We start from the raw sequence: 21,424 nt of genomic DNA on the forward strand, positions 1-21,424 counted from the left end.
AGGAATACACATGGAATGGCTGACCAATCCGGAAATCTGGATTGCTTTCTTCACCCTGACGGCCCTCGAGATCGTCCTGGGCATCGATAACATCATCATGATTTCGATCCTGGTCAGCCGCATGCCCAAGCACATGCAGGCACGTACCCGGATCTTCGGCCTGGCCCTGGCAATGGTCACGCGGATTCTGTTGTTGCTGTCGATCACTTGGGTGATGCGCCTCACCGACGACCTGTTCGTGGTGTTCGGCCAGGGCATTTCCGGCCGCGACCTGATCCTGTTCTTCGGTGGCCTGTTCCTGCTCTGGAAAAGTTCCCAGGAGATGTACCACGCCCTGGAAGGTGAAGACGAAACCCACGACGAGCCGAAAGGTGCCGGTGGCAAGTTCATCTACACCATCATCCAGATCGCGATCATCGACATCGTGTTCTCCCTGGACTCGGTGATTACCGCCGTTGGTATGGTTTCCCACGTACCGGTGATGGTGGCCGCGATCATTGTCGCCGTACTGGTGATGATGCTGGCCGCTGGCACCATCAGCGATTTCATCGACAAACACCCGTCGCTGAAGATGCTGGCGCTGTCGTTCCTGCTGGTGGTGGGTACCGTGCTGATCGCCGAAGCCTTCGATGTTCACGTACCAAAAGGCTACGTTTACTTCGCCATGGCGTTCTCCCTGGCGGTAGAAGCGGTGAACATCAAGATGCGCACTGCCATCGCGAAAAAGAAGAAACAGCAGGACCCTGTGAAACTGCGCAAGGACATTCCGGGTCAATAACCTTGACCCGCTGCTGAAGAAGGGGCTCTCGAGCCCCTTTTTTTCATCTGCAAAAAGCTGATTTCATGACAGTTTTGTTTCAATCCCGACTTTAGCTATGCGATGCTGGCGCCGAGCCCATTCGCCAACTACAGCTTAAGTACAAGACGTAGAAAGGCACGCGGCACTATTCACTGGCTCCGATTGGAGCGCGACTCAACACAGGGGGCCCAGCATGCTGACCCTGCTCAATCTGCTTTCTGCGGTAACCCTGCTGATCTGGGGCACGCACATCGTCCGTACCGGCATCCTGCGGGTCTACGGCTCCAACTTGCGCCAGGTCATCGGGCAGAACATGTCCAAGCGCTGGCTGGCGTTTATCGCCGGCATCCTGGTGACGGCCATGGTGCAAAGCAGCAACGCCACGGCGATGCTGGTGACCTCGTTTGTCGGCCAGGGCCTGATGGGCCTGATGCCCGCCCTGGCGACCATGCTCGGTGCCGACGTCGGTACGGCGTTGATGGCCCGGGTACTGACCTTTGACCTGTCATGGCTGTCACCGCTGCTGATTTTCCTCGGGGTGATTTTCTTCCTGTCGCGCAAACAGACCCGCGCCGGGCAGATGGGCCGCGTCGGGATCGGCCTCGGGCTGATCATCCTCGCGTTGCAATTGATCGTCGAAGCCGCGGGCCCGATTACTCACGCGCAGGGCGTTAAAGTCCTGTTCGCCTCGCTGACCGGCGACATCTTGCTCGACGCCCTGGTCGGCGCGCTGTTCGCGATGATTTCCTACTCCAGCCTGGCCGCCGTCCTGCTGACCGCGACCCTGGCCGGTGCCGGCGTGATCGGCCTGCACGTGGCCATCGGCCTGGTGATCGGCGCCAACATCGGCAGCGGTGTGCTGGCCTTCCTCAGCACCAGCATGCAGAACGCCGCCGGGCGCCAGGTGGCCCTGGGCAGCCTGCTCTACAAGCTGATCGGCTTGTTGCTGATCATCCCGGTACTCGACCCGCTGGTCGGCTGGATGGACACTCTGGACTACAGCCCCCAAGGCATGGTGATCACCTTTCACCTGCTCTATAACGTTATCCGCTGCCTGATTCTGCTGCCGACCATCGGCCCGATGTCCCGCCTATGTGCCTGGCTGTTACCGGAACGCGAGGAGGTCAACGGTCTGGCGAAGCCGCGCCACCTGGACCTGGCAGCACTCGCCACCCCAAGCCTGGCACTGGCCAACGCCGCCCGCGAAACCCTGCGCCTGGGGGACCTGATCGACAACATGCTGACCTCGATGCTGGAAGTGCTGCGGGGCAAGCAAACCGCCATCACCCAGGAAATGCGCAGCCTGAGCGACGATGTCGAGGCGCTCTACAGCGCGATCAAGCTCTACCTTGCGCAAATGCCCCGGGAAGACCTCAGCGAGCAAGACAGCCGACGCTGGGCCGAGATCATCGAGCTGTCGATCAACCTGAAACTGGCCGGCGATCTGATCGAACGCATGCTGCGCAAGGTCCAGCAGCAAAAAACCTCCCAGCGCCGCTCGTTCTCCGAAGTCGGCCTGGAAGAGCTGGCCGGTCTGCAAACCCAGCTGATTGCCAACCTGCGCCTGGGCCTGTCGGTGTTCCTCAGCGCCGACCCGGAAAGCGCCCGGCAACTGCTGCGGGAAAAACGTCGCTTCCGCGCCCAGGAGCGTCGCCTGGCCCACGCCCACGTGAGCCGCTTGCAACGTAAAATCGTACAGAGCCTGGAGACCAGTTCCCTGCACCTGGAGCTGATTGCCGACATGAAGCGTCTGAACTCGCTGTTTTGCAGCAGCGCTTATGTGGTGCTGGAAACCACCGACACCGGCGCCCTCTCGGCGGACGATATTGCCGACATCACCCATTCGCCCTGAACGTACGACGGCGAGTGAAGTCAGTTAACAACGGACCTCACTCGCCAGGAAGCCTGTTATGCGTCGCCTGCTATTCGCCTGCCTGCTCATGGGCTCGGCACACACCTTTGCCTTTGACCGCCTGCAAGTCGAGGGCTACACCCTGCCCAACGGCCTGCAGTTGCTGCTCAAACCGGGCACTGAACGCGGCCACGTGGCCATTCGCCTGGTGGTGGGTGTGGGCCTGGATGACTTCAGTTGCGAAGACAAAGAGCTGCCGCACCTGCTGGAACACCTGCTGTTCAGCGGTATAGACGGCGGCGGTGAAGGTGAGCTGGAAGAACGCATGCAAGCCCTCGGCGGCGACTGGAACGCCTACACCAGCAACGCCGACACCACCTTCGTCATCGAGGCCCCGGCGCAAAACCAGCGCAAGGTACTCGACCTGCTGCTGGCCATCATCACCCGCACCCAGCTGACCGACGCCAACATCAACGCCGCCAAACAGGTGGTGGAGCGCGAAGACGGCGGCCATTACTCACACCTGCAACGCCTGCTGGACCGCCAGGACCTCGGCCACAAGGCCAGCAGTCAGCTTGCCGTCGAGCTGGGCCTCAAATGCGCCGAGCGGGCCGAAGTCGAGCACCTGACTCGCGACCAGTTGGAAAAGCTGCGCAAGGCCTGGTACGCCCCCAACAACATGACCCTGATCATCGTCGGCGACCTCGACAAGCTGCTGCCGGCCTATCTCGAACGCACCTATGGCGCGCTTGATCCGGTTGATCCCAGCGAACATCGCCCACTGCCGGACATTCAACACGCCGCCGCCATTCGCCGCGACCTGATCCACGGCTGGGTCGGTGATAACGCCAAACTGCACTGGTTATTCCCCGAGCCGGTACTGGACGACCAGTACGATGAAACCTTCGACCTGCTCAAGGACTACCTGGACTGGGCGCTGTATCGCCAACTGCGGCTGCAGCATGGTTTGTCCTACGGCCCATGGAGCGAGCGCGAAGTGCTGGGCGGTGTCGGCTTCATGAGCCTCAACGCCGACCTTGGACGCGACAACCTGCCCGAAGCCGAGCACGTACTGGAAACCCTCAGGGCCCAGTTGCTCAAGGACGGCCTCGACCCGGCCACCTTCGCCCGCCTGCAACAAGCCGCCATCGCCCGCCAGGCTTGGGCCGTTCAAGGTAATAGCGCGTTGGCCGACTATTACTGGAGTGCCTCGGGCGACTACGCCAAAGGGCGTTTCAGCGACCCGGCCAAGCGCATCAAGGCCGTCAGCCTGGAGCAAGCCAACCAGGCCATGCGCGAGCTGCTCAAGCAGAACGGCTACTGGCGCATCGAGAAACCGTTGTTCAGCTACGACACCCTCAACTGGATCGCCGCCGGCGCACTGGGGCTGCTTGCGATTGTGTTGCTGGGCGCGTGGCGTTATCGCAAAGGGATTGCGTAATGAGGCCCCGAGAAAACGGCTAAAACGTTATTCTGTCTGGGATTTTTTCCTACAAAAACTGTGAACTGCCGAATGCCTAACCTGACCCACTACATCCAGCGCATCCTCGAGCTGATGAAGCGCTACCCAGGGGTGATTGCACTCGGCGGCTTCATCTCGGGTGTGAGCAGCTTCATCCTGGTGGATCGCCAGCAAGGCATGGCCAGCTGGATCGCGATCATTATGCTGGTGAGCTGGTTATGGCTGATGCTCGAAAACAGCCTCACCCAACTGTTCAGCAAAGTCTTCAAACGGGAAATCCCCGAACCGCTGCTGCGCTACGCCACGCAGATGATCCACCAGGAAAGCCTGTTTTTTGTTCTGCCGTTCTTTTTTGTCACCACCACCTGGAACAGCGGCCAGTCGATTTTTACCGGCCTGCTGGGCGCGGCGGCGCTGGTCTCCATCACCGACCCGCTGTACTACAAATGGCTGGCGCCCAAACGCTCGCTCTTTCTTGCACTGCACACCCTGACCCTGTTTGCGGCCCTGCTGACCGCGCTGCCGATCATCCTCCACCTGACCACCGCCGAGAGTTACAAACTGGCCCTCGGCGTGGCGATGCTGCTGTCGATCCCGAGCCTGGCCGTGAGCCTGCCGCTGCGCAGCATCAAGGGCTGGGCGATGCTGTTGGGGGTTACCGCAGCGATTGGTTGCGCGGGATGGTTCCTGCGCACGTGGGTGCCGCCCGCTACCCTGTGGATGACCGAAGTAGCCATCAGCACCCAATTGCAGGACCGCACGCCCGGCGATGACCTGACAGAAGTCAGCGCCGCCCAACTGCGCAGCAGCGGGCTGTATGCCTACACCGCGATCAACGCGCCGCGCGGCCTGGATGAGCGGATCTACCATGTGTGGAAGTTCAACGGCAAGGAAGTCGACCGCATCGCCCTGGACATCCATGGTGGGCGCAAGGAAGGCTATCGGGCCTGGACCCACAAGCAGAACTTCCCCCCCGACTCGGTGGGACGGTGGCAGGTAAGGGTGCTGACCGAAGATGGCCAAGTGATCGGTGTGTTGCGCTTCAAGGTGACTGACCCCGGTCAGGACGCTACAACGCCAGACGCGCCAAAGTAGGCAGGATCGTGCTATTACGTAGGAATTCTGGAATAGCCAAACAAGCTCGGAGCTTATGACCAGTAGCACAACGGCCGGTGCAGCCCATCTGGACACGTCCACCCAGCCTCCATTGCTGAGGATTACAGGGGATTGGACGCTTGCCCACTATGCCAACCTGAAGAAGCTGTCGGAAAAGCTCGACGGCCAGTACGACGCGGGCGCACGCATCGACCTTAACGGCCTCGGCGCCCTGGACACGGCCGGCGCCTCGCTGCTGGTGGAATTGCTCGGCCCCGAGCGCATCGAACAGTCCGCCGAACAGACCGACTGCAGCCTCTCGACCGCCGACCGCGCATTGCTGAAAACCGTCTACCGCTCCCTGAACGACTTCTGTGTGCCGGTCAAAGAACCGGAAGAAGCCGCCGGCATCATGTTGCTCGCGCGCATTGGCGGCGCGGTCTACACCGTCTGGCAAGACGGCATGAAACTGCTGGGCTTTATCGGCCTGATCCTCGAAACCTTCGCCCGTGGCGTATTCCGGCCCAAGCGCTGGCGCGTGACGCCAATGGTTGCGCATATCGAACAGACCGGTCTCGACGCGGCCCCCATCGTGGCCTTGCTGACCTTTCTGGTGGGCGCGGTGGTGGCGTTTCTCGGCGCCACGGTGCTGGCCAGTTTTGGCGCGAGCATTTTTACCGTAGACCTGGTGGCGTTCTCCTTCCTGCGGGAATTCGGCGTATTGCTCACCGCGATCCTGATGGCGGGCCGCACCGCCAGTGCCTTCACCGCGCAAATCGGCTCGATGAAGGCCAACGAAGAGATCGACGCGATTCGCACCCTGGGCCTCGACCCGATGGAGTTGCTGGTGCTGCCCCGGGTGCTGGCGTTGCTGGTGGCGCTGCCGATGCTGACGTTCCTCGCGATGCTCTCGGGGATTATCGGTGGTGGTGTGGTGTGCGCCGTGGCCCTGGATATTTCACCGGCGATGTTCCTCTCACTGCTGCAATCGGACATCGGTGTGCAGCACTTTATCGTGGGTATGATCAAGGCGCCGATCTTCGCATTCCTGATCGCCGCCATCGGCTGCCTCGAAGGTTTCAAGGTCAGCGGCAGCGCCGAATCCGTCGGTGCCCACACCACCTCCAGCGTGGTGCAATCGATTTTCGTGGTGATCGTACTGGATGCGGTCGCCGCACTGTTCTTCATGGAGATGGGCTGGTGAGTCGTCTGCGCCGTGCGCCCACTGAGGCGGTGATCGAAGTCCGCGGGCTATGCAATCGCTTTGGTTCGCAAAGCGTGCACGAGAACCTCGACCTGGACTTGTACAAGGGCGAGATCCTCGCCGTCGTCGGAGGCTCCGGCAGCGGCAAGTCGGTGCTGCTGCGCAGCATCATTGGCCTGCGTCAGCCCAGCGAAGGGCAAGTGCGGGTGTTCGGGCAGAACTTGCCGAGCCTCTCGGAGCATGAGCGGTCGATGGTGGAGCGGCGTTTCGGCGTGCTGTTCCAGAAGGGCGCGCTGTTTTCCTCGCTGACGGTCACCGAGAACGTTGCCTTGCCGCTGATCGAACATGCCGGCCTCAGTCGCCCCGATGCTGAACACCTGGCGGCGGTAAAGCTGGCGCTGGCCGGGTTGCCGCTGTCGGCCGCGGACAAATATCCATCGTCACTCTCCGGCGGCATGATCAAGCGTGCGGCCCTGGCGCGTGCCCTGGCGCTTGACCCGGACATTCTGTTTCTCGACGAACCCACCGCCGGCCTCGATCCGATCGGCGCCGCCGCCTTCGATCAACTGATCCTGACCCTGCGCGATGCGTTGGGCCTGAGTGTCTTCCTGGTCACCCACGACCTCGACACGCTGTACACCATCACCGACCGCGTGGCGGTGCTGGCGCAGAAAAAGGTACTGGTGGCAGATGCCATCGATGTCGTCTCGGAAACCGACGACGCCTGGATTCACGAATACTTCCATGGCCCACGGGGCCGCGCGGCATTGGATGCCGCTCAACTGCTCAACGAGGTATGACATGGAAACCCGAGCCCATCATGTGATGATCGGTCTGTTCAGCGTGATCGTCGTGGTCGGCGCCATGCTGTTTGGCCTGTGGCTGGCCAAATCCAGCGTCGACAGCGCCTTTCAGGATTACGAAGTGATCTTCAACGAGGCGGTCAGTGGTTTGTCCCAAGGCAGCGCCGTGCAGTACAGCGGGATCAAGGTGGGCGACGTCACCAGCCTGCGCCTCGACCCGAAAGACCCGCGCCGGGTATTGGCACGCATCCGTCTGGCCGGGCAAACACCGATCAAGGAAGACACCCAGGCCAAGCTGGCCCTGACCGGCATCACCGGCACCTCGATCATCCAGCTCAGCGGCGGCACGCCCCAAAGCCCGGAACTCAAGGGCAAGGACGGCGAGTTGCCGCAAATCATCGCCTCACCGTCACCTATCGCTCGCCTGCTGAACAACAGCAATGACCTGATGACCAGCATCAACTTGCTGCTGCACAACGCCAACCACATGTTCTCCCGGGAGAACGTCGAGCGCCTCAGCAATACCCTGGACAACCTGCAACAGACCACCGGCGCGATTGCCGACCAACGCGGCGACATCAAGGTAGTGATGCAGCAATTGATGCAGGTGAGCAAACAGGCCAGCGCCACCCTGGAGCAAACCACCGCACTGATGCGCAACGCCAACGGTTTACTCAATGATCAGGGCAAGCAGGTGTTCGGCAGTGCTGAAAAGGCCATGCAGTCCCTTCAACAGAGCACGGCCACCCTCGACACCTTGCTGACCAACAACAAGGACTCCCTCAACAGTGGCATGCAGGGTCTCAACGAACTGGCACCTGCGGTGCGCGAGTTGCGGGAGACCCTGGGCTCGTTGCGCGCCATTTCCCGCCGCCTGGAAGCCAACCCCAGCGGTTACCTGCTGGGCAGCGACAAGAACAAGGAGTTCACGCCATGAAGCGTGCTTACCAAGTGATCGCCCCCGTTGCCCTGGCATTGGTCAGTGCGTGTTCGATCTTACCCAAGGCGGACCCTTCGGACGTGTACCGGCTACCCTCGGCGCAGACCACCGCGCAGGCCAGCCCTGTGGCCTGGTCGCTGCGAGTGGCCAAGCCGCAGACCAGCGAATTCCTCGACAGCCCGCGGATTGCCGTAGTACCTAACGGTGACCTGATCAGCAGCTACGCGAATTCCCGCTGGAGCGATCCGGCACCGGTGCTGTTGCGTAACCGGTTGCTGGACGGGTTCCAGCGGGACGGACGGGTGACGCTGCTCAGTACCGATGAGACCAATCTGCAGGCGGACTTTGAGCTGGGCGGGCAGTTGCAGGCGTTTCAGAGTGAGTATCGCGGCAGTGCGGTTGAGGTAGTGATACGGCTGGATGCGCGACTGGTGCGCGGCAGTGATCAGCGGATTATTGCCAGCAAGCGGTTTGAGGTGAGACAGCCGGTGGGGGATACCAAAGTGCCGGCGGTGGTGGCCGGGTTTGGTCAGGCTGGGGATGCACTGAACAAGCAGGTGGTAGATTGGGTGGTGGGCCAGGGCAATACAGCACCAAAACGCTGAAGGCCTCATCGCAGGCAAGCCAGCTCCCACATTTGAAGGTATTCACAAATCAAAATGTGGGAGCTGGCTTGCCTGCGATAGCAATTTAAGCCTTAGCCGAAGAACCAGTAGCACACCGCAATCGCCGCCACGACGCCAGCAAACTCCGCCAACAACGCACACCCCACCGCATGCCGCGCCCGCTGGATCCCCACCGAGCCAAAGTACACCGCCAACACATAAAACGTGGTCTCAGTACTGCCCTGAATCGTCGCTGCCACCAACGCCGGGAAGCTGTCCACGCCCTGGGTCTGCATCGTCTCAATCAGCATCGCCCGCGCCGCGCTGCCGGAGAACGGCTTGACCATCGCCGTCGGCAACGCGTCGACAAAGCGCGTGTCCATGCCGGTCCATGCCACCACATGGCGAATCCCTTCCAGGCCGAAATCCAGCGCGCCGGACGCCCGCAACACACCCACGGCACAGAGCATCGCCACCAGGTACGGCAGCAGGTTCTTGGCCACGTCGAAACCTTCTTTGGCGCCTTCGACAAACGCCTCGTAGACCTTCACCTTGCGCAGCGCGCCGATCACCAGGAACAGCATGATCAGCCCGAACAGCGTGAGATTGCCGAGGATCGACGACAGGCCCGCCAGCGCAGTGGCTGAGAGCGTCGCCAGCAAGGCCATGAAACCACCCAGTACCAGCGCACCCGGAATCAGATACGCAAGCACCACCGGGTCCCACAGCCGCAGGCGTTGCATCACCGCCACCGACAGCAGGCCCACCAGGGTCGAGGCGCTGGTGGCCAGCAGGATCGGCAGGAACACCAGCGTTGGGTCCGCTGCACCTTGTTGGGCGCGGTACATGAAGATGGTGACCGGCAGGAGGGTCAGGGAAGACGCGTTGAGCACCAGGAACAAAATTTGCGCATTACTGGCGGTGTTGGGGATGGGGTTGAGCTCTTGCAGCGCCTTCATGGCCTTGAGGCCGATGGGCGTGGCGGCATTGTCGAGGCCCAGGCCGTTGGCGGCGAAGTTGAGGGTGATCAAGCCAATGGCCGGGTGGCCGGCGGGTACTTCCGGCATCAGGCGCCGGAACAGAGGGCCAAGGGCCCTGGCCAGCCAATCGACGATCCCGGCTTTCTCGGCGATGCGCAGGAAGCCCAACCACAAGGTCAGGGTGCCGAACAGCAACACCATCACCTCGACCGACAGCTTGGCCATGGCGAAAATGCTTTCCACCATCGCCGCAAAGATGCCGGCGTTACCGCCAATCAGCCATTGCGCCAGCGCGGACACCATCGCCACGATAAAAAAGCCAAGCCACAGGCCATTGAGCATCAGTTGAATCCCCCGAAAGATGGGGCGAATGATAGCGGGGCTGGCAGAAACGACAAACCCCGGAATTTTCCGGGGTTTGTGTAGGAGCCAACTCTGGCGATCAGCCGCGAGTGGTCTCGCCGGCCGGCATCACTTGCTTGGTGCGCCAGTGCGGCAGGGAGTTCCAGTAGCGCTCGCCCTTGGCGTCGTCGTACATGCCTTCCCAGCGGGAAATGACCAGTACGGCCAAGGCGTTACCGATCACGTTCAGTGCGGTACGCGCCATGTCCATGATGCGGTCGACACCGGCGATGAACGCCAGGCCTTCCAGCGGAATACCCACGCTGCCCAGGGTCGCCAGCAATACCACGAACGACACACCCGGTACGCCGGCGATACCTTTGGAGGTGACCATCAAGGTCAGCACCAGCATCAGTTGCTGGCCAATCGAAAGGTCGATGCCATACAGCTGGGCGATAAAGATCGCAGCGATGCTCTGGTACAGGGTCGAACCGTCGAGGTTGAACGAGTAACCGGTCGGCACCACAAAGCTGCAGATCGCCTTCGGCGCGCCGTAGGCTTCCATCTTCTCGATCACACGCGGCAGTACGGTTTCGGAACTGGCGGTGGAGTAGGCCAGCACCAGTTCATCCTTGAAGATGCGCATCAGCTTGATCACCGAGAAGCCGAACAGGCGGGCGATCAGGCCGAGCACCACAAAGGCGAAGAACAGGATGGCGACGTAAACCAGGATCACCAGCTTGGCCAGCGGCAGCAGCGAAGCGAACCCGAAGTTGGCGACGGTCACCGCGATCAGGGCAAATACACCGATCGGGGCATATTTCATGATCATGTGGGTGACTTTGAACATGCTCTCGGACACGCCCTGGAACATGGTCACCAGGGGCTCGCGCAGTTCAGGCTTGAGGCTCGACAAGCCGAGGCCGAACAATACCGAGAAGAAGATGATCGGCAGCATGTCGCCACGGGCGACGGCGGCGAAGATGTTCGACGGGATCAGGTTGAGGATCGTCTCGATGAACGCATGCTCATGCTGGACCTCGGCGGCGGTGGCCGTGTATTTGGAAATGTCGACGGTACCCAGGGTACTCATGTCGATGCCGGTACCCGGATGGAACAGGTTGGCCAACAGCAGGCCGACCACAATGGCGATGGTGGTGACCACTTCGAAGTAAAGGATGGTTTTAACGCCGATCCGACCGAGCTTTTTCGCATCCCCAACACCGGCGATCCCGACAATCAGCGACGAAATCACGATCGGGATAACGATCATCTTGATCAGGCGGATAAAGATATCGCCAGCGGGCTGCAATACGTTGCTGATCCACCAGGCCTTTTCAGCACTGAAATGGTTAAGCACCGCACCGATTGCAATCCCCAGCACCAGACCGATGAGGATCTGCCAGGCGAGGCTTAGCTTTGCCTTCTTCATGTCATTACCCTTACTTCAAGTGGACTCAGGCAGATGCGCCAGCAGCTGGAACGCTCGAGAGCGAAAAAGTGTGTGCATCTGCCCCCGTAGAAGGTCACCGCAGTTGGCCGATATGGCTCACTGGCAGGCGAAAAAAGGCGCAACTATTCCGATGCAAGCAGGCGACGTCTAATGCCGTAAACGCCTACCCCATGCCGAATCGGCATGAGTTTTTTTGAGTTTTTCTGTCTGAACGGTCAGTTCGAATACGACATTTCGGCAGGCATAAATGCCGCGAACCTGCCATTTCAGGCTTGCGCAGGGTTTTTTGAAAATCTACGGTCGCGGTTGAAAACCCCTGAAATTTCCTACGCATACCATCGAAAAACTCGTCTGGCAGAAGACAAACTTTCTCGATAGATGGTCACGCGGAAACACCAAGAAATGGTTGGGGCGACGCAAAAAGGAAAATGGCCGCTATGGGCGGCATGACTGAAGCGGGCATAAGAGCCGCAAGCCCGTCGCAAGTTCCACAAACCATTGGCTTGGGAACTTGCGTCGCAGCTTTTCACCTGACTCGGCCCTTGCGCAGGCACTCCCTGTCCCCGTAGGTCACGCCGATCCGATCGATCAGAGCAACCCGGCCCCTTGGTCATGCACCGCCCTTGTCGGGCGGTGCAAACAGAAAGAAGCATGGCGCTTCTTTCTATGGACGATACGGTAGACGACAGCGTCGTCAGACCGAACCTAGTACCAATTCGGATCTTTCTTGAGCTGTTCCATCAGCAGCTTCTGCATGCCTTCGTTCGGCTTGCCAAGAAAACGGTAGTCGGCGTGCCGTGTTGGCGATTTGTCCGCAGGCAGGCCCGCAGGAACTTCCACCAACATGGCGTAGGCATCTTCCTTATCGAAGCTGAAAGCGACGATCAGGCGCTTGTTCAGGCACGTGTCTGCGGTCTCGCAGAGCGGCCCTACCAAGTACTTGTCGCCATCCTCTTCAACGGCATTCATTTGTTCAGCGCTGCCCGACAGGTTCAACACCCATTCCGGCAAGCGCTCTTCCTTCTTGACCACGCTCTGCCAGGTTTCGCGGTACTGCGGGTTCGCACTCAGCAGTTCGTTGGCCCGGGTCTGGCCGTCATTGGCAGCCAGCGCCAAGCCGCTGCCGCCCAACAACAGGGCGGCAGCCAGGACTTTAAGAGACGAATTGAACATGTTCAGCCTCGGCCACGACGACCAAAGAAGAAGGAAGCGATAAACATCACCAGGAAGACCACAAACAGAATCTTGGCGATACCCGTGGCGGTGCCCGCGATACCACCGAAGCCCAGGACTGCAGCCACAATGGCGATGATCAGAAATGTGATTGCCCAACTCAACATGGTGATTCTCCTTACGCTTCTTTTAGGGGTAACAGCGGTGGTGCCTGCGGTCGCTCGATTAAAGGACCGTGTCTTGCTTAGAACACCCAGCGTTCCTGATAAGGCAGGTCGCCGAGGGTGGAATCCTGTTCAACCGCCGTCAGTTGCGGGGTTGTCACGTTGGCGGCGGTGCTGCCAACGGAGCGGAAATGGGTCTGGGTCATCATCGGGCGTTCAAAATGCGCGGCTACTTGCTGCTGACTCTGCCAATGCGCCAATTGCTGACCGCCAATCAGGGTCACCATCAGGGCCAGGCTGGCAAACAGCCCCTGTTGCAGACGCAGTGGCGATACACGCAGTTGGGTCAGGCTTTGGCGAGTCATGCTGTATCTCTCCCGCATTCTGATTATTCGTTTATGAAACTCGTATGAGGTGTATTGCAGCCTGCGTGCCAGTTTTTTAACAAAATAAAAACCAATAAAATCAATAACTTGAAAACAAAAGCGCTTTGATACCACGAGCATCCTGCACGATGCCCCTATCCTTGCCGTGCGAAATGCACGATGGTCACTGGTCGGATCAAGGGATAGGAAGGCAGCGGTCGACTGCCGAATGGGCAAGAAGGGGATAAAAACGCCTCAAAACGGCGTCTCTTTAAGAAGAAGGCAGATAGCTGCGCGATGACGGCTTTAATCAATCAGAATAAACCATGCAACTTGCCCGATTATTCCGGGACTAAACAACATCATTCATTCTTAGTGGGAGCGCGGGACAGATGGAATCAGCCAAGGAACTTCAAGGCCGCATTCTTTTAGTGGATGACGAATCCGCGATCCTTCGCACCTTCCGTTACTGCCTGGAAGATGAAGGCTACACCGTAGCCACCGCCAACAGCGCCGCCCAGGCCGATGCCCTGTTGCAACGCCAGGTGTTTGACCTGTGCTTCCTGGACCTGCGCCTTGGCGAAGACAACGGCCTCGATGTACTGGCGCAAATGCGTATCCAGGCACCGTGGATGCGCGTGGTAATCGTCACTGCCCATTCGGCCGTCGACACCGCCGTGGATGCGATCCAGGCCGGCGCGGCCGACTACCTGGTCAAACCTTGCAGCCCCGACCAATTGCGCTTGGCCACGGCCAAACAGTTGGAAGTACGCCAGCTCTCGGCGCGCCTGGAAGCCTTGGAAGGCGCAGTGCGCCAGCCCAAGGACGGTCTGGACTCCCACAGCCCGGCCATGATGGTAGTGCTGGAAACCGCACGCCAGGTGGCGGGCACTGATGCCAACATCCTGATTCTCGGCGAGTCCGGCACCGGTAAAGGTGAGCTGGCTCGAGCGATCCACGGCTGGAGCAAGCGGGCGAAAAAATCCTGCGTCACCATCAATTGCCCGTCGCTGACGGCGGAGCTGATGGAAAGCGAGCTGTTCGGCCATAGCCGTGGTGCGTTTACGGGCGCCAGTGAAAGTACCCTGGGCCGGGTCAACCAGGCAGATGGCGGCACGCTGTTTCTCGACGAGATCGGCGACTTTCCACTTACTTTGCAACCCAAGTTGCTGCGTTTTATCCAGGACAAGGAATACGAGCGCGTCGGTGACCCAGTGACTCGCCGTGCTGACGTGCGAATTCTTGCCGCCACCAACCTGAACCTGGAAGACATGGTTCGTGACGGTCGTTTCCGCGAAGACCTGCTGTACCGCCTGAATGTCATCACCTTGCACCTGCCACCTCTGCGCGAGCGCAGCGAAGACATCCTGACCCTGGCCGACCGCTTCCTGGCGCGCTTCGTTAAGGAATATGCGCGGCCGGCTCGCGGCTTCAGCGATGAAGCCCGTGAGGCGCTGCTCAACTACCGCTGGCCGGGGAACATCCGCGAACTGCGCAACGTGGTGGAGCGAGCCAGCATCATCTGCCCGCAGGAAAAGGTTGAGATCAGCCACCTCGGCATGGCCGAACAGCCAACCAACAACGCCCCGCGCATCGGTGCGGCGTTGAGCCTGGATGAATTGGAAAAGGCGCATATCGGCGCCGTGCTGGCCACCAGTGACACCCTGGACCAGGCAGCCCGCACCCTTGGCATTGATGCGTCAACGCTGTACCGCAAACGCAAACAATACAACCTGTGAGCTGTAGCCTATGAAGCTTGCGATGAAGCTGCGCACTCGGCTGTTCCTGAGCATCTCCGCGCTGATCACCGTTGCCCTGCTGGGATTGCTGCTGGGCCTGGTGAGTGTCATGCAAATGGCCAAGACCCAGGAATCGCTGATTCGCAGCAACTTCATCACCCTGGACCTGGGCCTCAAGCTTCGGCAGACCCTCGGCGACCAGTTGATGATCATGCTCAACGAACAGCCGAACACTGCTGCGCTGGAAGACTCCAAGCAACGCTATTTCGCCCTGCTGCAGCAAGGCATCGAACACGAACAAAAGGACGCGGCAACCAGCGGTTTTACTCAGGCCAAATCCGACTACCTGAGTTTTCTCGAGGCATTCGATAAAAAGGAAAATGCTCCAGCGCAGCTGCGCAACAACAACGAGCTGACCGAGCGCTTCAATATCTTGCGCAACGGCCTGATCGCCGAGCATAAGAAAGCCCTGGATAACATCAACGACACCGAACACAAGTCCCGCGAACGCGCGTTGTTGATCGCCGGCCTGCTGGGTCTGGTCGGGCTGGCAGTGCTGATCATCGGCTTCATCACCGCCCATGGCATTGCCCGACGCTTTGGCGGGCCGATCGAAGCGCTGGCCAAGGCCGCCGACAAGATCGGCCAGGGCAACTTCGAAGTCACACTGCCCATTTCGTCGGCGGCGGAGATGAACCTGCTGACCCGACGCTTCGGCATCATGGCCGAGGCGTTGCGCCAACATCAGGCAACCAATGTCGATGAACTGCTTGCCGGGCAGCAACGCCTGCAGGCGGTTCTCGACAGCATCGACGACGGCCTGCTGATGATTGACCGCCAGGGTCGACTGGAACACCTTAACCCGGTGGCACAGCGCCAACTGGGCTGGGACGAGAATCGCCTGGGCCAAGGCCTTGGCGAAGCCCTGGGCCGGCCGGAACTGGATGAACAACTGCACCTGGTACTGCGCGGCGGCAACCTGGAGCGTGCACCTGAAGATCTGGAAGTGGAGGTTGAGGGTGAGCTGCGCCTGCTGACGTATAGCCTGACACCGGTCAGCCATACCCAGGGGCACATTCTGGGCGCGGTAATGGTGCTGCATGACGTCACCGAACAGCGCGCCTTTGAACGAGTGCGCAGTGAGTTCGTGTTGCGCGCGTCCCATGAGTTACGTACGCCTGTCACAGGCATGCACATGGCATTCGGCTTGTTCCGGGAACGGGCGAAGTTTCCCGCGGAATCCCGCGAAGCGGACCTGCTGGATACGGTCAACGAGGAAATGCAGCGCCTGATGCAGTTGATCAACGACTTGCTCAACTTCTCGCGCTACCAGAATGGCTTGCAGAAACTCACCCTCGGCCCGTGCGACATCAGCGACCTGCTCGAACATGCTCGCGCCCGCTTCGCGGAACAGGCGAATGCGCAGAACATCGAACTGCTGGTTGAGGAGCAATCCCCGCTACCGAGGTTGCATGCCGATCGGGCGCAGTTGGAGAGGGTACTCGACAATTTGCTGGGCAATGCCCTTCGGCACACTGCCGACGGTGGGCAGATCCGCTTGCAGGCGCGCCGCCATGGCGAACGGGTGATTGTCAGCGTCGAGGACAACGGTGAAGGCATTGCCTACGGCCAGCAAGGGCGGATCTTCGAACCGTTTGTGCAGGTAGGCCGCAAGAAAGGCGGCGCCGGGCTGGGCCTGGCTCTGTGCAAGGAGATCGTGCAATTGCACGGTGGCCGCATGGGGGTTTATTCACGGCCGGGGCAGGGAACTCAGTTCTATATGGCGCTGCCCCTGTAGGATCACGCGCCAACCGTTATTGGTGATTCAACGCCCGCAAGATCGCGGCACTCTCGGCATCCGGCGTCCCATCAAACAGCGACGCGCGGAAATGCATCTGGAACGCGGCCAACACATGCCGTGTCGCCACATCCAACTCACCCGTCTGCGGCGTCGGATAACCCAGCTTCGCCAACTCTTCCTGGAACCAGGTAATGCTCGGCAGATCGGCCGCGTACTGCACCTGGTAACGGGCAACCGCCTTGGCGTCCGGCCACATGCCCAGCCCTTCATCCGCCAGGCGCTTCCAGGGGAATAACGGCCCCGGGTCCAGCTTGCGTAGCGGGGCAATGTCGCTATGGCCAATGATATTTCGCGGGTCGATACCGTTACGCTTGCTGATGTCCTTGAGCAGCACCACCAGCGACTGCACCTGAGCCTCGGAGTACGGGTACCAGACGCGGCCCGTCGGCAAATCGCGATAACCCGGGTTCACAATCTCGATCCCGATCGAACTGGAGTTGAGCCAGGTACGGCCCATCCATTCGCTTTCTCCGGCATGCCAGGCGCGCTGGCTCTCATCCACGAGCTTATAGATGGTGGCCGAGGCATCATCACCGATCAGGTAATGGCTGCTGACCTGGCCATGGGTCAACAGCGCCAAGGAACGCTCAAGGGACGCCGAGGTGTAGTGCACGACGACGAATTGCACACGATTGTCGTGGTTCACCGACGGATGGCTGGTGTCCAGGCGAGGGCCACTCGCGCAACCGGCGAGCAGGAGAAGCAGAAAGGCAGAACACAGAAGTTTCATGGCAGCAGACAATACGCTTAAGACGATAATGCAACAGTGTAACGTACCATTTGCTGCCAGGCGGCCAAATGCGAAGCTTTAAACAAAATGGAACATTTTCAGGCCGCCTGCACCTGATTGCGTCCCGCCGCCTTGGCACGGTACAGCGCCTCGTCAGCGCGTTTGAGCGTCAGGTCACTGCGTTCACCCGGCTGAAATTGCGCCATGCCCATGGATACCGTGATGGTCACCGGCTCGCCCTTGAAGTGAAACGGGCAGGCTTCGATGGCGGCGCGCAGGGTTTCACCTACGGCCAAGGCATCGGACAGTGAGGAGTTGGGCATCAGCAACACAAACTCTTCACCGCCAAAGCGTGCAATGAAGTCGTTGGGGCGCAAGCGTTTTCGGAGCACCGTGGCGATGATCTTCAGCACCTTGTCGCCGGCCAGATGACCATAGCCGTCGTTGATACGCTTGAAGTGATCCAGGTCCAGCATCGCCAGTGACAGGTTATTCCCACGCTGGTGCCAGGCGTTGACCTCTTGCTCCAGGCGTTCGCTCCAGGCCGCGCGGTTGGGTAAACCGGTGAGCGGGTCGATCAGGGCTTTCTGGCGCTGAACCTCGAGATGCTCACGGTAGCCCTGGGCCTCATGTTCCATATTGGCGACCCGTTCGGCCAGGCTTTTGAGGCGTGCAGCCACTTCCTGCTCGCGCTGGTCACGCTGGTGCTGGTGTTCGTCCATGGTACCCAGCAGACCCTCAAGATGGCTCTCCAGCACGTGCTTGAGGCTATCCAGGTCCGCCGCGTCCTGCACGCTGGTTTGCAAACCATCCACCTGTTCGCGGATCTGGGTATCCAGCTCCCTGGCAGCCGAGCGGCTGTCCGCGTGGCCGTCACTGGCGACCTGCAGGTGCCCCTGGAACGCCTCGAGACGCTCGTTGAGTTGCTTGAGGTAGGCTTCAAACTCGTGCTGGCCGCTGTCGGTGATCGCCAGCATCAACACCGCCAGGTCATCGAGAATCGGCAGCAGTTCGTACCAGTTCAATCCATGGGTCAGGCGCTCGCGCATGGCTTCGGCCTGGGGCCGATAACGCTCGGGCAGCGACAGGTCTTCCAGCAAGCCGAGCAGGGTGTCTTCGATGTGTTTGGCCACCGAACTGTAAGACGGCTCGGGGGTGTCGGGCAGGGCGTAGGTCTGATCCGCTTGCAGCTCGTCGGGGTTCAGCTCTGCCAGCTCGGGCGCCTCTTGCGACTCGTCGGCCAGGACCGGTGGCAGGGAGAGACTGCCGATCTCTGTCCGCTCCGGCTCACGGACCTGCACCTCTGGCACTTCGACCATGGCGGCGAGGGCACTCTCGAGCTCAACCTCCGTTTCGATCGGTTGTTCGGGCTCCGGCGTTTCGATAATCGCAGCGGGCGCCTCGATGACGGGCGCCGCAGCCACGACGGCGGGGGCAACTGGCGCCGCTTCGCTGACAGCTTCAGCAGCCTTTACTTGCGGTACGGGCTCAGGAGGCGACTCGACAGGGGCCGGGGCCTTCGGCTGCGGTGCAAATGCCCGCAGCGCCTGGGCTAGCTCCGCCGACTGCGCCGGCGCTTCAGGCTCATCCACCGGCTTGGGCTTTGGCGCAGCAGGCGCAGGAGCGGTCGGGCGGGGTGCCGTGGGTGAGTCGACCTCCGGGGCTTCGGCCGCGGCATCTTTGGCGCCAAACAGTCGCTGCAACAGCCCCGGGCCCGAACGGTTGGTTTCGCCCTCCGGCTCCAGGTTACTCAACGCCTGCCCCTGGAGGCCGCTCAGCTCACTCAGCAACAGCGGGATCTCCCGCGCCTGGCCGACCCGACCGTCCAGCTGCTTGGCGAACGCCTTCAGCGGGCGACTGACTTCCCGCGGCAAGGGCAGTTTCTGCAACTGAGTGACCAGAGCCGTCAACGCGCTGCCGATCTGGTCAACCCGGGTTTCGCGGCGTTGCTCCGAATCCAGCACGGCCTTTTCCAGACGCGGCAGCAATGCAGCGAGGGCAGCGTCCATGTCGTCGGTGCGCACCACATCGCGCATTTCCTTCATGCATTGGTCAACCGCACGGTCGGTCCCTTCTGCCGCCAGGGTGCTGCGTACCAGCCCCCGGCGCAGCAGGTCGAGGCGGGCGGCCCAGCGACGTTCGAGCTTTTCTTGTTGCTCGACGCTTTTAAGGTATTTTTCTTTCCAACGCTGGGCGTCGTCGCTCATGCAAGAGGTCCGCGAGGGCCGGGGCTCAACGCGGGCAATGCATCAGCCGTGAGCGAACCCGGCAGACGAATCTCTACCGCGACGGGCAGGTGATCGGAGATGGGCTGCGCCAGTACCTGCACACTTTCGAGTGTCAGGGTCGGGCTGAGCAGGATGTGATCAAGACAACGTTGCGGACGCCAACTGGGAAAGGTGGCTTCGACTTGCGGCGCCAGCAACCCAAGGTCGCGCAACGGGGAATTCTGTAGCAGGTCGCTGGCGTGGGTGTTCATGTCCCCCATCAGCACCTGGTGTTTGTAGTTGCCAATCAGCTCGCGGATGTAGGCCAACTGCAGGGTGCGGGTTCGTGCCCCCAACGCGAGGTGCATCATCACCACGACCAACGCTTCCGGCCCTTCGCCGAACCGCACGAGAATCGCCCCGCGGCCTTTTGGCCCGGGCAACGGGTGATCCTCGATCGCCCACGGTTTCAGGCGGCTGAGCACACCATTGCTGTGCTGGCCGAGTTTGCCGAGGTTGCGATTGAGTTGTTGATACCAGTAGGGAAAAGCACCGAGCTGGGCAAGGTGCTCGACCTGGTTGATGTAGCCCGAACGCAGGCTGCCACCGTCGGCCTCCTGCAGGGCTACCAGATCGAAGTCGCCCAGCAGGTCGCCGATCTTTTGCAGATTACCGGCACGCCCGTTGTGGGGCAGCAGGTGCTGCCAGCCACGGGTCAGGTAATGCCGGTATTTCTCGGTACTGATGCCCACCTGAATATTGAAACTGAGCAGGCGCAGCCGACTGTCTGCCGGCAGGCCCGTGGATTCAAGGTGGTGCTCGTTGACCTTAGGGTCATGCAGGCCAACGACACGTTCAGTACCCCAGCGACGCATGACGGGCCCCTTACTTGGCTGCGCGCTCTTTGGCGATCAACTGATCGGCCACGTTCAGCGCTTGCTCTTCGCCGCCGGCACTGCCGATGTCAAAGCGGTATTTGCCGTTGACGATCAGCGTCGGTACGCCTTGCACGCCGTATTTCTGGGCCAGTTCCTTGTATTGGGCCATCTTGCCCTTCACAGCGAACGAGTTGAATGTCTCCAGGAACTTGGTTTTGTCGACGCCTTGGGTGGCGACGAAATCGGCCATGTCTTCAGGCTTCACCAGGCGCTTGCCTTCTTTCTGGATGGCATTGAACACAGCCGCGTGAACCTTGTGTTCTACACCCATGGTGTCCAGGGTAATAAACAGCTGGCCGTGGGCGTCCCATGGGCCGCCGAAGAGGGCAGGAATACGTTTGAAATTCACGTCCTGAGGCAGCTTGTCGACCCACGGATTGATGACTGGCTCAAAAGCGTAGCAATGCGGGCAGCCATACCAGAACAGCTCCACCACTTCGATCTTGCCCGGTACGGAAACCGGCACAGGATTGGCCAGCTCAACGTAGGTTTTACCGGCTTCAAGCGGCACATTATCGGCAGCTTGTGCGGTCATGCCGAAAAGGCTGGCAGTGACGAGAGCGGCGCTGAGGATCAGATTACGCATGCTTTACTCCTGGACAAATAAAGTCGCCTCACGCGACCTTTGTTGTGACAGGTCTACGCGGGCATGAGTTCGTTAGTGTAACGGCACCGGCCACAAAAAAGGGCAGCCTAAGCCACCCTTTTTATG

Annotated in this window: 19 protein-coding genes; 10 read left to right on the forward strand and 9 right to left on the reverse strand. The window is 60.6% G+C overall.

Annotated elements, in window-relative coordinates:
- The first annotated feature begins 10 nt into the window (after positions 1–10).
- The 8 genes from BLU46_RS15550 (at position 11) to BLU46_RS15585 (ending at position 8,760) form a co-directional block, all read left to right on the forward strand.
- Positions 11–778: a TerC family protein gene (locus BLU46_RS15550; RefSeq protein ID WP_003214768.1), complete on the forward strand. Its 768-nt coding sequence runs from the start codon at positions 11–13 to the stop codon at positions 776–778.
- Between the two features lie 214 nt (positions 779–992).
- Positions 993–2,651 (forward strand): Na/Pi cotransporter family protein, encoded by a 1,659-nt coding sequence (locus tag BLU46_RS15555; protein ID WP_017477995.1) that lies wholly within the window; start codon positions 993–995, stop codon positions 2,649–2,651.
- 58 nt (positions 2,652–2,709) lie between these two features.
- A complete protein-coding gene (locus BLU46_RS15560; protein WP_093203239.1) occupies positions 2,710–4,092 on the forward strand; it encodes a M16 family metallopeptidase in 1,383 nt (460 codons plus the stop codon).
- A gap of 72 nt (positions 4,093–4,164) precedes the next feature.
- A complete protein-coding gene (locus BLU46_RS15565; RefSeq protein ID WP_063033689.1) occupies positions 4,165–5,208 on the forward strand; it encodes a DUF5924 family protein in 1,044 nt (347 codons plus the stop codon).
- 55 nt (positions 5,209–5,263) lie between these two features.
- Positions 5,264–6,412, forward strand: a complete 1,149-nt coding sequence (locus tag BLU46_RS15570; RefSeq protein ID WP_063033690.1) for an ABC transporter permease — start codon at positions 5,264–5,266, stop codon at positions 6,410–6,412.
- Entirely contained in the window at positions 6,409–7,212 is an 804-nt protein-coding gene (locus tag BLU46_RS15575; protein WP_093203243.1) for an ABC transporter ATP-binding protein, read from the forward strand. Before BLU46_RS15570 ends, BLU46_RS15575 begins: the two co-directional genes overlap by 4 nt.
- A 1-nt stretch (position 7,213) precedes the next feature.
- Positions 7,214–8,152, forward strand: coding sequence for an MlaD family protein (locus BLU46_RS15580; protein ID WP_063033691.1), 939 nt, complete (start codon positions 7,214–7,216; stop codon positions 8,150–8,152).
- Entirely contained in the window at positions 8,149–8,760 is a 612-nt protein-coding gene (locus BLU46_RS15585; RefSeq protein WP_093203248.1) for an ABC-type transport auxiliary lipoprotein family protein, read from the forward strand. The genes BLU46_RS15580 and BLU46_RS15585 overlap by 4 nt, the downstream gene beginning before the upstream one ends.
- A gap of 92 nt (positions 8,761–8,852) precedes the next feature.
- On the opposite strand, the gene BLU46_RS15590 is transcribed toward BLU46_RS15585, so the two are convergent.
- The 5 genes from BLU46_RS15590 to BLU46_RS15610 all read right to left on the reverse strand — a co-directional run bounded on the left by BLU46_RS15590 (position 8,853) and on the right by BLU46_RS15610 (position 13,237).
- Entirely contained in the window at positions 8,853–10,082 is a 1,230-nt protein-coding gene (locus BLU46_RS15590; RefSeq protein ID WP_063033693.1) for a nucleoside recognition domain-containing protein, read from the reverse strand.
- Positions 10,083–10,182: 100 nt separating this feature from the next.
- Complete coding sequence (gltP, locus tag BLU46_RS15595) at positions 10,183–11,514, reverse strand: glutamate/aspartate:proton symporter GltP (RefSeq protein ID WP_063033694.1); 1,332 nt, start codon at positions 11,512–11,514, stop codon at positions 10,183–10,185.
- A 726-nt stretch (positions 11,515–12,240) separates the two neighbouring features.
- Entirely contained in the window at positions 12,241–12,708 is a 468-nt protein-coding gene (locus BLU46_RS15600) for an inhibitor of vertebrate lysozyme family protein (RefSeq protein WP_063033695.1), read from the reverse strand.
- Between the two features lie 2 nt (positions 12,709–12,710).
- On the reverse strand, positions 12,711–12,875 hold the full coding sequence (locus BLU46_RS15605; protein ID WP_003170804.1) for a DUF1328 domain-containing protein: 165 nt from the start codon (positions 12,873–12,875) through the stop codon (positions 12,711–12,713).
- A gap of 77 nt (positions 12,876–12,952) precedes the next feature.
- Entirely contained in the window at positions 12,953–13,237 is a 285-nt protein-coding gene (locus BLU46_RS15610) for a hypothetical protein (RefSeq protein WP_063033696.1), read from the reverse strand.
- A 392-nt stretch (positions 13,238–13,629) separates the two neighbouring features.
- Between BLU46_RS15610 and algB the strand changes: the two genes are divergently transcribed.
- Positions 13,630–14,976, forward strand: a complete 1,347-nt coding sequence (gene algB / locus BLU46_RS15615) for a sigma-54-dependent response regulator transcription factor AlgB (protein ID WP_003214793.1) — start codon at positions 13,630–13,632, stop codon at positions 14,974–14,976.
- A 10-nt stretch (positions 14,977–14,986) separates the two neighbouring features.
- Entirely contained in the window at positions 14,987–16,774 is a 1,788-nt protein-coding gene (locus BLU46_RS15620; RefSeq protein WP_063033697.1) for a KinB sensor domain-containing domain, read from the forward strand.
- Between the two features lie 16 nt (positions 16,775–16,790).
- On the opposite strand, the gene BLU46_RS15625 is transcribed toward BLU46_RS15620, so the two are convergent.
- The 4 genes from BLU46_RS15625 to BLU46_RS15640 all read right to left on the reverse strand — a co-directional run bounded on the left by BLU46_RS15625 (position 16,791) and on the right by BLU46_RS15640 (position 21,298).
- Complete coding sequence (locus BLU46_RS15625) at positions 16,791–17,567, reverse strand: N-acetylmuramoyl-L-alanine amidase (protein ID WP_093203252.1); 777 nt, start codon at positions 17,565–17,567, stop codon at positions 16,791–16,793.
- A 98-nt stretch (positions 17,568–17,665) separates the two neighbouring features.
- Complete coding sequence (locus tag BLU46_RS15630) at positions 17,666–19,774, reverse strand: diguanylate cyclase (protein WP_093203256.1); 2,109 nt, start codon at positions 19,772–19,774, stop codon at positions 17,666–17,668.
- Positions 19,771–20,649, reverse strand: a complete 879-nt coding sequence (locus BLU46_RS15635; RefSeq protein WP_003214803.1) for an endonuclease/exonuclease/phosphatase family protein — start codon at positions 20,647–20,649, stop codon at positions 19,771–19,773. The genes BLU46_RS15630 and BLU46_RS15635 overlap by 4 nt, the downstream gene beginning before the upstream one ends.
- Positions 20,650–20,659: 10 nt before the next feature.
- Entirely contained in the window at positions 20,660–21,298 is a 639-nt protein-coding gene (locus BLU46_RS15640; protein WP_063033700.1) for a thiol:disulfide interchange protein DsbA/DsbL, read from the reverse strand.
- Positions 21,299–21,424: the final 126 nt, after the last annotated feature.

Source organism: Pseudomonas yamanorum, assembly GCF_900105735.1.
GTDB lineage: Bacteria > Pseudomonadota > Gammaproteobacteria > Pseudomonadales > Pseudomonadaceae > Aquipseudomonas > Aquipseudomonas yamanorum.